General features: G+C 68.2%; 11 protein-coding genes and 1 pseudogene. All 12 read left to right on the plus strand.

From position 1 onward, the window contains the following. Positions 1-16 precede the first annotated feature (16 nt). Entirely contained in the window at positions 17-1,600 is a 1,584-nt protein-coding gene (locus tag AC1RLW_RS26665) for an aromatic/alkene/methane monooxygenase hydroxylase/oxygenase subunit alpha (protein ID WP_493195704.1), read from the plus strand. Between the two features lie 92 nt (positions 1,601-1,692). Next, complete coding sequence (locus AC1RLW_RS26670; protein WP_070062786.1) at positions 1,693-2,055, plus strand: phenol hydroxylase subunit P4; 363 nt, start codon at positions 1,693-1,695, stop codon at positions 2,053-2,055. Positions 2,056-2,077: 22 nt separating this feature from the next. Then, on the plus strand, positions 2,078-3,136 hold the full coding sequence (locus tag AC1RLW_RS26675; RefSeq protein ID WP_493195705.1) for an NADH:ubiquinone reductase (Na(+)-transporting) subunit F: 1,059 nt from the start codon (positions 2,078-2,080) through the stop codon (positions 3,134-3,136). Between the two features lie 13 nt (positions 3,137-3,149). Continuing rightward, a complete protein-coding gene (locus AC1RLW_RS26680) occupies positions 3,150-3,494 on the plus strand; it encodes a 2Fe-2S iron-sulfur cluster binding domain-containing protein (protein WP_493195706.1) in 345 nt (114 codons plus the stop codon). Positions 3,495-3,525: 31 nt separating this feature from the next. Further along, complete coding sequence (locus AC1RLW_RS26685) at positions 3,526-4,458, plus strand: catechol 2,3-dioxygenase (RefSeq protein ID WP_390348552.1); 933 nt, start codon at positions 3,526-3,528, stop codon at positions 4,456-4,458. 13 nt (positions 4,459-4,471) lie between these two features. Next, positions 4,472-5,926 (plus strand): 2-hydroxymuconic semialdehyde dehydrogenase, encoded by a 1,455-nt coding sequence (locus AC1RLW_RS26690; RefSeq protein ID WP_493195707.1) that lies wholly within the window; start codon positions 4,472-4,474, stop codon positions 5,924-5,926. A 4-nt stretch (positions 5,927-5,930) separates the two neighbouring features. Then, positions 5,931-6,773, plus strand: a complete 843-nt coding sequence (locus AC1RLW_RS26695) for an alpha/beta fold hydrolase (protein WP_493195785.1) — start codon at positions 5,931-5,933, stop codon at positions 6,771-6,773. Positions 6,774-6,807: 34 nt separating this feature from the next. After that, positions 6,808-7,590, plus strand: coding sequence for a 2-oxopent-4-enoate hydratase (gene dmpE, locus AC1RLW_RS26700; protein WP_493195708.1), 783 nt, complete (start codon positions 6,808-6,810; stop codon positions 7,588-7,590). A 13-nt stretch (positions 7,591-7,603) separates the two neighbouring features. After that, positions 7,604-8,533: an acetaldehyde dehydrogenase (acetylating) gene (locus AC1RLW_RS26705; protein ID WP_493195709.1), complete on the plus strand. Its 930-nt coding sequence runs from the start codon at positions 7,604-7,606 to the stop codon at positions 8,531-8,533. Between the two features lie 10 nt (positions 8,534-8,543). Continuing rightward, positions 8,544-9,617, plus strand: a complete 1,074-nt coding sequence (gene dmpG, locus AC1RLW_RS26710) for a 4-hydroxy-2-oxovalerate aldolase (RefSeq protein WP_493195710.1) — start codon at positions 8,544-8,546, stop codon at positions 9,615-9,617. Next, positions 9,614-10,402, plus strand: coding sequence for a 2-oxo-3-hexenedioate decarboxylase (gene dmpH / locus AC1RLW_RS26715; RefSeq protein WP_493195711.1), 789 nt, complete (start codon positions 9,614-9,616; stop codon positions 10,400-10,402). Before dmpG ends, dmpH begins: the two co-directional genes overlap by 4 nt. Before the next feature lie 33 nt (positions 10,403-10,435). Continuing rightward, a pseudogene (gene thmT, locus AC1RLW_RS26720) lies at positions 10,436-10,633 on the plus strand (2-hydroxymuconate tautomerase); the annotation flags it as partial. Positions 10,634-10,642 lie beyond the last annotated feature (9 nt).

Here is a 10,642-nt window from a genome sequence, read left to right on the forward strand (position 1 = left end):
GACCAAGGACCACGCCATGACCACCCAAGCAGCAGCAAAGACCCCCACGACCCCGCGCCTCGGCCTGAAGGAACGCTACGCCATGATGACGCGCGGCCTCGGCTGGGAGACCACCTACCAGTCGATGGACGACGTGTTCCCGTTCGACAAGTTCGAGGGCATCAAGATCCACGACTGGGATAAATGGGAAGACCCGTTCCGCCTCACGATGGACGCCTACTGGAAGTTCCAGGGCGAGAAGGAAAAGAAGCTCTACGCCATCATCGATGCGTTCCAGCAGAACAACGGCCAGTTCAACATCAGCGACCCGCGCTACCTGAACACGCTCAAGCTGTTCCTCACCGGCGTCTCGCCGCTGGAATACGCGGCGCACCGCGGCTATGCCATGGCCGGGCGTTCGCTGCGCGGCGTGGGCGCGCGCGTGGCCTGCCAGATGCAGTCGATCGACGAGCTGCGCCATGCGCAGACGCAGTTCCACACCATCAGCCACTTCAACAAGTACTTCCACGGCCTGCACGACCCGCAGCACATGCACGACCGCGTGTGGTACCTGTCGGTGCCCAAGAGCTACTTCGAAGATGCGATGAGCGCGGGGCCCTTCGAGTTCATCACCGCCATCTCGTTCTCCTTCGAGTACGTGCTGACCAACCTGCTGTTCATGCCCTTCATGAGCGGCGCCGCCTACAACGGCGACATGGCCACCGTCACCTTCGGCTTCTCGGCGCAGAGCGACGAGTCGCGCCACATGACGCTGGGCCTGGAGGTGGTGAAGTTCATCCTCGAGCAGGACCCGGACAACGTGCCCATCGTGCAGAAGTGGGTCGACAAGTGGTTCTGGCGCGGCTACCGCCTGCTCACGCTGGTCGCGATGATGATGGACTACATGCTGCCCAAGCGCGTCATGAGCTGGTCCGAGGCCTGGGAGATGTACTTCGAGAAGAACGGCGGCGCGCTGTTCGAGGACCTGGCGCGCTACGGCATCCGCATGCCCAAGTACCACGAGGTCGCGTCGAAGGAAAAGAGCCGCATCTCGCACGAGGCCTGGGCCATCTTCAACAACTACGGCCACGCCGCCAACTTCAACGTCTGGGCACCCAAGCCCGACGAGATGACCTGGCTGGCCGAGAAGTACCCCGAGACCTTCGACAGCCTGTACCGCCCGCGCTTCGAGTGGCTGGCCGAGCAGGAGAAGCAGGGCAAGCGCTGGTTCAACAACACGCTGCCCATGCTGTGCCAGACCTGCCAGATCCCGATGGCCTTCACCGAGCCCGACGATCCGACCAAGATCTGCTACCGCGAGAGCAGCTACCACGGCATGAAGTACCACTTCTGCTCCGACGGCTGCAAGGACGTGTTCGACGGCGAGCCCGAGAAGTACGTGCAGGCCTGGCTGCCGGTGCACCAGATCTACCAGGGCAACTGCTTCCCCGAGGGCACCGACCCGACGGTGGAAGGCTTCAACCCGCTGGCGGCCGTGCTCGACTACTACCACATCAACGTCGGCGCGGACAACGGCGAGTTCAACACCTCGCCCGACAAGGCCAACTGGGAACGCTGGACAGGGCAGGACCTGTCGGCGGCCGAGCCCAAGGTGGCCTGAGCCCCCGGCCCACCACCCCTCATCGACCCCGCGCTCCCGCCGTGGCCCACGCACGGCGCGGGCGGCGCTCACCCCGAAACAAGGAGACCGACATGTCTGTTGTTGCACTCGCCCCCGGCTACACCGGCACCGTCATGGACAGCGAAGACCGCTTCCATGGCAACCGCCTGCTCTACATCGGCTGGGAAGACCACCTGCTCTTCTGCGCCCCCGTGTGCCTGCCGCTGCCCGCGGCCATGCCCTTTGGCGCGCTCGTCAGCGACGTGCTGCCCGGCGTGTACGGCAGCCACCCCGACTTCGCGAAGGTCGACTGGTCGAAGGTCGAATGGTTCGACTCCGGCAAGCCCTTCGCGCCCGACGCGGCGAAGTCGCTGGCCGACAACGGCCTGGTCCACAAGTCGGCGCTGCGTTTTCGAACGCCCGGGCTCACGGGCATCGGCGGCTCGTTCAGCTGAGCACAGGAAGGAGGGCCTTGCCATGAGCTTCCAGATCATGATCGAGCCGCTCGGCCAGGCCGTGGCGGCGCGCGACGGACAGACCGTGCTCGACGCCTGTCTGCGCGCCGGCGTGTGGCTGCCCCACGCCTGCGGCCACGGCGTGTGCGGCACCTGCAAGGTGCAGGTGCTCGAAGGCGAGTGCGAGCACGGCGACGCGTCCAACTTCGCGCTCATGGACTTCGAGCGCGACGACGGCAAGATCCTCGCGTGCTGCGCGATGGCGCAGGCCGACCTGGTCATCGAGGCCGAGATCGACGAAGACCCCGACGCGCAGTTCCTGCCGCTGGAAGACTTCGACGCCGAGCTGGTCCAGGCCCGCATGCTCACGCCCACCATCCGCGGCCTGTGGCTGCGCACCGACCGGCCGGCGCCGTTCCAGGCCGGCCAGTACGTGATGCTGCATGTGCCGGGCGTGGAGGGCGCGCGCGCCTTCTCGATCGCCAACGCACCCGACGACCACCTCGTCGAGCTGCACATCCGCCGCGTGCCCAACGGCCGCGCCACCGGCTGGCTGCACGACGAACTGCAGGTGGGCCAGCGGCTGCGCTTCACCGCACCCAACGGCCGCTTCTTCGTGCGCAAGTCGGCGGGGCTGCCGATGATCTTCGTGGCCGGCGGCTCGGGCCTGTCGAGCCCGAAGTCGATGGTGCTCGACCTGCTGGCCGAAGGCTGCACCCTGCCGATCACGCTGGTGCAGGGCGCACGCAACACCGAAGAGCTGTACTACCGCGCGCTCTTCGAGCAGCTCGCCGAGCGGCACCCCAACTTCACCTACGTGCCCGTGCTGTCCGACCTGCCGGCCGACAGCGACTGGCACGGCGCGCGCGGTTTTGCGCACGAGGCGCTGAAGGCCCACTTCGCGAACGACTTCCGCGGCCACAAGGCCTACCTGTGCGGGCCGCCGCCGATGACCGAGGCCTGCATCGCCACGCTGATGCAGGGGCGGCTGTTCGAGCGCGACATTTACACCGAGAAATTCTTCACCGCTGCCGATGCGGCCTCTGCAGCGCCGCGCAGCCCGCTGTTCAAGGCGTTGTGACGTGGAGCCGGTCATGCGCTTTTCCGTCGCCATCGGCAACACCCACGAGCACTACGTGTGCCGCGCCGACCAGACCCTGCTCGGCGGCATGGAGCAGCTCGGCCGCAAGGGCATCCCGGTCGGTTGCCGCGGCGGCGGCTGCGGCGTGTGCAAGGTGCGCATCGAGTCGGGCGCCGTGCGCCGCGAGCGCATGAGCCGCTGCCACGTCAGCGCCGAAGAAGAAGCCCAGGGCTACGTGCTGGCCTGCCGCGCGTACCCGCAGAGCGACCTGGCCCTGCGCGCCGTCGAGAGGCTGGCGCGCTGCATCGAGCGGCGCATGGCCGCGTCGCAGCCCGCCGTTCCCCGTTCCCCCACCTGAACCTTTCCCTCACCCACCAAAGGAGACTTCCATGGCACTCACTGGCGTCATTCGCCCCGGACACGTGCAACTGCGCGTGCTCGACCTCGGGGCCGCCCTCACGCACTACCGCGACGTGCTGGGCCTGATCGAAACCGGGCGCGATGCGCAGGGCCGCATCTACCTCAAGGCCTGGGACGAGCACGACCACCACAGCGTCGTGCTGCGCGAAGCCGACGAGGCCGGCATGGACTTCATGGGCTTTCGCGTCGATTCGCCCGCCACGCTCGACAAGCTTGCGGCCGACCTGAAGGCCAGCGGCCTGGCCACCGACATGCAGTGGATCGACGCCGGCGAGCACCTGCGCACCGGCAAGCGCTTTCGCTTCACCGTGCCCACCGGCCACGCCATCGAGCTCTTCGCCGAGAAGGAAAAGGTCGGCAACGGCATGCCCTACGAGAACCCCGAGGTCTACCCCGACGACCTCAAGGGCATGGCGCCCTCGCGCTTCGACCACTGCCTGCTGTACGGGGACGACCTCGACGGCACCATGAAGCTGTTCACCGAGGTGCTGGGCTTCCAGCTGGCCGAGAGCGTGGTGGCGGGCCCCGAGCGCATGTACATCGCGGCCTTTCTCACCTGCTCGACCAAGCCGCACGACATCGCCTTCATCCGCCACCCCGAGAAGAACAAGTTCCACCACGCCTCGTTCCTGCTCGACAACTGGGGCGAGGTGCTCAAGGCGGCCGACATCATCACCAAGAAGCGCGTGTCGCTGGACATCGGCCCCACGCGCCACGGCATCACGCGCGGCGAAACCATCTACTTCTTCGACCCGAGCGGCAACCGCAACGAGGTGTTCTCGGGCGGCTACATCTTCTACCCCGACAAGCCGCCGCTGGTGTGGACCGACGACGAACTCGGGCGCGCGATCTTCTATCACGACCGCAAGCTCAACGAGAACTTCCTGAGCGTGGTGACCTGAAGGAGACGGTGCGATGAAACAGTTCATGAACTTCATCGGCGGCGAGTTCGTCGCCACGACGAAGACCTTCGACAACCGCGCGCCCGTGGACAACCGCGTCATCGGCAAGGTGCACGAAGCCGGCCGCGGCGAGGTCGACGCGGCCGTGCGCGCCGCGCGTGCGGCCCTCAACGGCGAGTGGGGCCGCATGAGCGTCGCGCGCCGCGTCGAGCTGCTGCATGCCGTGGCCGACGAGATCAACCGGCGCTTCGACGACTTCCTGGCGGCCGAGATGGCCGACACCGGCAAGCCGCACGCGCTGGCCTCGCACGTCGACATCCCGCGCGGCGCGGCCAACTTCAAGGTGTTTGCCGACATCGTGAAGAACGTGCCCACCGAGAGCTTCGAGATGGCCACGCCCGACGGCGGGCAGGCGCTGAACTACGCCGTGCGCTCGCCGCGGGGCGTGATCGGCGTCGTGTGCCCGTGGAACCTGCCCCTGTTGCTCATGACCTGGAAGGTCGGGCCCGCGCTGGCCTGCGGCAACACGGTGGTGGTCAAGCCCTCGGAAGAAACGCCGGCCACCGCCACGCTGCTGGGCGAGGTGATGAACGCGGTCGGCATTCCGCCGGGCGTCTACAACGTGGTGCACGGCTTCGGCCCCGACTCGGCCGGCGAGTTCCTCACCACGCACCCGGGCGTGGACGGCATCACCTTCACGGGCGAGACGCGCACCGGCGAGGCCATCATGGGCGCGGCCGCCAAGGGCGTGCGGCCCGTGTCCTTCGAGCTGGGCGGCAAGAACGCCGGCATCGTGTTCGCCGATGCCGATTTCGACAAGGCCGTGGCCGGCATCACGCGCTCGGCCTTCGAGAACTGCGGCCAGGTGTGCCTGGGCACCGAGCGCGTCTACGTGCAGCGGCCGATCTTCGACAAGTTCGTCGCGGCGCTCAAGGCCAGGGCCGAGGCGCTCAAGCCGGGCCCGTCGGAAGAAGCCGGCGTGGGCATCGGCCCGCTGATCTCGCGCGAGCACCAGCAGAAGGTGCTGTCGTACTACGCGAAGGCCGTGAAGGAAGGCGCCACCGTCGTCACCGGCGGCGGCGTGCCCTCGATGCCCGGCGCGCTGGCCGAGGGCCACTGGGTGCAGCCCACCATCTGGACCGGCCTGCCCGAGACGGCCTCGGTGATCCGCGAGGAAATCTTCGGCCCCTGCTGCCACATCGCGCCCTTCGACACCGAGGAAGAAGCCATCGCGCTGGCCAACGCCACCGACTACGGCCTGGCGACCACCGTGTGGACCGAGAACCTGGGCCGCGCCCACCGCGTGGCCAAGCAGGTGCAGGTCGGCATCTGCTGGGTCAACAGCTGGTTCCTGCGCGATCTGCGCACGGCCTTCGGCGGTGCCAAGTCGTCGGGCATCGGCCGCGAAGGCGGCGTGCATTCGCTCGAGTTCTACACAGAACTTCGCAACGTCTGCATCAAGCTGTGAGGGCCTGGCGGTGAGCAACCTCGAGATCGCGAACAGCATCCGCACGGGTGCCTTCCACACCAACGTGCACGACCTGGGCGAGGGCGCGCCGGTGCTCTTCATCCACGGCTCGGGCCCGGGCGTGAGTGCGTGGGCCAACTGGCGGCTGGTGCTGCCGGTGCTCGCGCAGACGCGCCGCGTGATCGCGCCCGACATGGCCGGCTTCGGCTTCACCGAGCGCGTGCCCGGCGCGGCCTACGCCATGGACGCCTGGGTGCAGCAGGCGCTCGACCTGCTCGACGCGCTCGACATCGAACGCGCCGACGTGGTGGGCAACTCCTTCGGCGGTGCGCTGGCATTGGCCCTGGCCATCCGCGCGCCGCACCGCGTGCGCCGGCTGGTGCTCATGGGCAGCGTGGGCGTGCCCTTCGCGATCACGCCGGGGCTCGATGCCGTGTGGGGCTACACGCCCTCGTTCGCGAACATGCGCCGGATCATGGATGTGTTCGCGTTCGACCGCGCCCTCGTCACCGACGAGCTCGCGCAGCTGCGCTACGAGGCCAGCATGCGGCCCGGTTTCCAGGAGACCTTCGGTGCGATGTTCCCGGCGCCGCGCCAGCGCTGGGTCGATGCCATGGCGAGCCCGAAGGCCGCCATTCGCGCACTGCCGCACGAGACGCTGCTGATCCACGGCCGCGAAGACCAGGTGATTCCGCTGGCCACCTCGCTCACGCTGAGCCAGTGGATTCCCCGCAGCCAGCTGCATGTGTTCGGCCGCTGCGGCCACTGGACGCAGATCGAGCACAGCGCGCGCTTCGCCCGCCTGGTCGGCGACTTCCTGAACGAAGCCGATCGACCGATTGATTGATTCACCCGAGACAGAGCAAAGGACAGAACCCACCATGGACCCCACCCTCATCCAGCGGCTCGGCGACGAGCTCTACGACGCGCTGCGCGAGCGCAGCGTCGTGGACCCGCTCACCAGCCGGCACGCAGGCATCACCATCGCCGACGCCTACGGCATCCAGCAGCGCATGATCGCGCGCCGCCTCGAAGCCGGCGAGCGCGTCGTCGGCAAGAAGATCGGCGTCACCTCGCGCGCCGTGATGAACATGCTGGGCGTGTTCCAGCCCGACTTCGGCTACCTGCTCGACGGCATGGTCGTCGGCGAGGGCGAGTCGATCGACAGCACCACGCTCATCCAGCCCAAGGCCGAGGGCGAGATCGCCTTCCTGCTCAAGCGCGACCTCATGGGCCCCGGCATCGGCAACGCCGACGTGCTGGCCGCCACCGAGTGCGTGATGCCCTGCTTCGAGATCGTCGATTCGCGCATCCGCGACTGGAAGATCCAGATCGCCGACACCGTGGCCGACAACGCCTCGTGCGGCGTGTTCGTGCTCGGCGACCACGCGGTCGATCCGCGCCGCATCGACCTGGCCACCTGCGGCATGGTGCTGGAGAAGAACGGCGAAATCATCGCCACCGGCGCGGGCGCCGCTGCGCTCGGCTCGCCGGTGAACGCGGTCGCGTGGCTGGCCAACACGCTCGGTGCGCTGGGCATCGGGCTCAAGGCGGGCGAGGTGATTTTGTCGGGCGCGCTCGCCGCGATGTTCCCCGCCAAGGCCGGCGACAACTTCCGCGTCTCGATCGGCGGCCTCGGCGGCTGTTCGGTGCGCTTCCATTGAAGGAGACAACCCCATGACGACCACAACCAAGATCAAGTGCGCGCTGATCGGCCCCGGCAACATCGGCACCGACCTGCTCGCCAAGCTGCAACGCAGCCCGGTGCTCGAACCCGTGTGGATGGTGGGCATCGACCCCGAGTCCGACGGCCTCAAGCGCGCCCGCGAGATGGGCCTGAAGACCACGGCCGAGGGCGTGGACGGCCTGCTGCCGCATGTGCAGGTCGACGGCGTGCAGATCGCGTTCGACGCCACCAGTGCCTACGTGCATGCCGAGAACAGTGCCAAGCTCAATGCACTGGGCGTGCTCATGATCGACCTCACGCCCGCGGCCATCGGCCCGTTCTGCGTGCCGCCGGTCAACTTGAAGAGCCTGCTGATGGAAGGCGGCGCGCGGCCGGCCAACGTCAACATGGTCACCTGCGGCGGGCAGGCCACCATCCCGATGGTGGCGGCCGTGTCGCGCGTGCAGCCCGTGGCCTACGGCGAGATCGTGGCCACCGTGTCGAGCCGTTCGGTCGGCCCGGGCACGCGCAAGAACATCGACGAGTTCACGCGCACCACGGCCGGTGCGGTCGAGCGCGTGGGCGGCGCGGCCAAGGGCAAGGCGATCATCATCGTCAACCCGGCCGAGCCGCCGCTGATCATGCGCGACACGGTGCACTGCCTCACCGAAGGCCCACCCGACGAGGCGCGCATCACGGCCTCGGTGCACGAAATGATTGCCGAGGTGCGCAAGTACGTGCCGGGCTACAAGCTCGTGAACGGACCGGTGTTCGACGGCCACCGCGTGTCGATCTACCTGGAGGTCGAGGGCCTGGGCGACTACCTGCCCAAGTACGCCGGCAACCTCGACATCATGACCGCCGCCGCGGCGCGCACGGCCGAAATGTTCGCCGAAGCGATGCTCGCCAGCCTCCCGCAACCCGAGCCCGCCGTGGCCTAGGAGCACCCCCATGACCACCACGACGAACACGAATCTGAAGGGCCGCCGCGTCACCCTGCACGACATGACGCTGCGCGACGGCATGCACCCCAAGCGCCACCTGATGACGCTCGAACAGATGACGCACATCGCCATCGGGCTCGACGAAGCGGGCGTGCCGCTGATCGAGGTGACGCACGGCGACGGCCTGGGCGGCAGCTCGGTCAACTACGGCTTTCCCGCGCATTCCGACGAGGCGTATCTGGGCGCCGTGATCCCGCTCATGAAGCAGGCCAAGGTGTCGGCGCTGCTGATTCCCGGCATCGGCACCGTGGACCACCTGCGCATGGCGCACGGCCTGGGCGTGCACACCGTGCGCGTGGCCACGCACTGCACCGAGGCCGACGTGTCCGAGCAGCACATCACCATGGCGCGCCGGCTCGGCATGGACACGGTGGGCTTTCTCATGATGGCCCACATGGCCTCGCCCGAGACGCTGGTGCGCCAGGCGCTGCTCATGGAAGGCTACGGCGCCAACTGCATCTACGTGACCGACTCGGCGGGCTACATGCTGCCGGACGACGTCACGGCGCGCATCGGCGCGGTGCGTGCGGCGCTCCAGGCCGACACCGAGCTGGGCTTTCACGGCCACCACAACCTCGCGATGGGCGTGGCCAACTCGGTCGCGGCCGTTGCGGCCGGTGCCAACCGCATCGATGCCGCCGCCGCAGGCCTGGGCGCGGGCGCGGGCAACACGCCGATGGAGGTGTTCGTGGCGGTGTGCGACCGCATGGGCATCGAGACCGGTGTCGATGTGTTCCGCATCCAGGACGTGGCCGAGGACCGCGTGGTGCCGATCATGGACCACATGATCCGCGTCGACCGCGACTCGCTCACGCTGGGCTACGCGGGCGTGTACTCGAGCTTCCTGCTGTTCGCCAAGCGCGCCGAGAAGAAGTACGGCGTGCCCGCGCGCGAGATCCTGGTGGAGCTGGGCCGGCGCGGCATGGTCGGCGGGCAGGAAGACATGATCGAAGACACGGCCATCACGCTGGCCCGCGCACGCCAGGCGGCGCAGCAACAACAGGAAGGAGTGGCGGCATGAAGCTCAGCCCAGACACCATCGCCGCGCTCGCCGAGCACCTGGAGACCTGCGAGCTCGAGGCGCGCGACACGCCCAAGATCACCGACGAACATCCCGAGATGGACTGGGACGATGCCTACGCCATCCAGAACGAGATCCGCCGCCGCAAGCTCGCGCGCGGCCACCGCATCATCGGGCTGAAGGCCGGGCTCACCTCGCACGCCAAGATGAAGCAGATGGGCGTGACCACGCCGGTCTTCGGCTTCATGGCCGACAACTACGCGCTGCCCGAGGGCGGCGAATGCAAGGTGAGCGAGCTCATCCACCCGAAGGTCGAGCCCGAGATCGCGTTCGTCACCAAGCGCGCGCTCAGCGGCCCGGGCTGCCACATCGGCGCCGTGCTCGCGGCCACCGACTTCGTGCTGCCGGGCATCGAGGTGATCGACAGCCGCTACCGCGACTTCAAGTTCGACTTGAAGAGCGTGGTGGCCGACAACACCTCCGCCTCGCGCTTCGTGGTGGGCGGGCGCGCCGTGCCCGCGAGCGAGGTCGACCTGCGCACCGTGGGCATCGTGCTCGAGAAGAACGGCCAGCCCGTGGCCTTCGGCGCGGGCGCCGCCGTGCTCGGCCACCCGGCCGCGGCGATCGCGATGCTGGCCAACCACCTGGGCGCGCGCGGCGAGGAGATTCCGGCGGGCACGCTGATCCTGTCGGGCGGCATCACCGAGGCCGTGGCCGTGCAGGCGGGCGATGCCGTCACGCTGAAGGTGCAGGGCATGGGCAGCGTGGGCCTGCGCTTCGTCTGATCTGCATCAACCACTGAAGCACACAGCAGGAGTACACGAATGCCCTTTGCACAGATCTACCTCATCGAAGGCCGCACCGAAGAACAGAAGCGCGCGCTGATCGAGAAAGTGACCCGCGCCATCGTCGAGGCCGTCGACGTGCCGAAGGAGAACGTGCGCGTGTGGCTGCACGACATGCCCAAGGAAAACTGGGGCATCGGCGGCGTGTCCGCCAAAGACCTCGGACGCTGACCGCTTCGC

This window comes from Variovorax sp. GW822-FHT04A09, from assembly GCF_058801005.1.

Excerpts from the sequence above, each read along its gene's own strand:
- AC1RLW_RS26675 (WP_493195705.1), top strand. The coding sequence starts at position 2,078 with ATGAGCTTCCAGATCATGATCGAGCCGCTCGGCCAGGCCGTGGCGGCG.
- AC1RLW_RS26685 (WP_390348552.1), top strand. The coding sequence starts at position 3,526 with ATGGCACTCACTGGCGTCATTCGCCCCGGACACGTGCAACTGCGCGTG.
- AC1RLW_RS26670 (WP_070062786.1), top strand. The coding sequence starts at position 1,693 with ATGTCTGTTGTTGCACTCGCCCCCGGCTACACCGGCACCGTCATGGAC.
- AC1RLW_RS26690 (WP_493195707.1), top strand. The coding sequence starts at position 4,472 with ATGAAACAGTTCATGAACTTCATCGGCGGCGAGTTCGTCGCCACGACG.
- dmpH (WP_493195711.1), top strand. The coding sequence starts at position 9,614 with ATGAAGCTCAGCCCAGACACCATCGCCGCGCTCGCCGAGCACCTGGAG.
- dmpG (WP_493195710.1), top strand. The coding sequence starts at position 8,544 with ATGACCACCACGACGAACACGAATCTGAAGGGCCGCCGCGTCACCCTG.
- AC1RLW_RS26680 (WP_493195706.1), top strand. The coding sequence starts at position 3,150 with ATGCGCTTTTCCGTCGCCATCGGCAACACCCACGAGCACTACGTGTGC.
- AC1RLW_RS26705 (WP_493195709.1), top strand. The coding sequence starts at position 7,604 with ATGACGACCACAACCAAGATCAAGTGCGCGCTGATCGGCCCCGGCAAC.
- AC1RLW_RS26665 (WP_493195704.1), top strand. The coding sequence starts at position 17 with ATGACCACCCAAGCAGCAGCAAAGACCCCCACGACCCCGCGCCTCGGC.
- dmpE (WP_493195708.1), top strand. The coding sequence starts at position 6,808 with ATGGACCCCACCCTCATCCAGCGGCTCGGCGACGAGCTCTACGACGCG.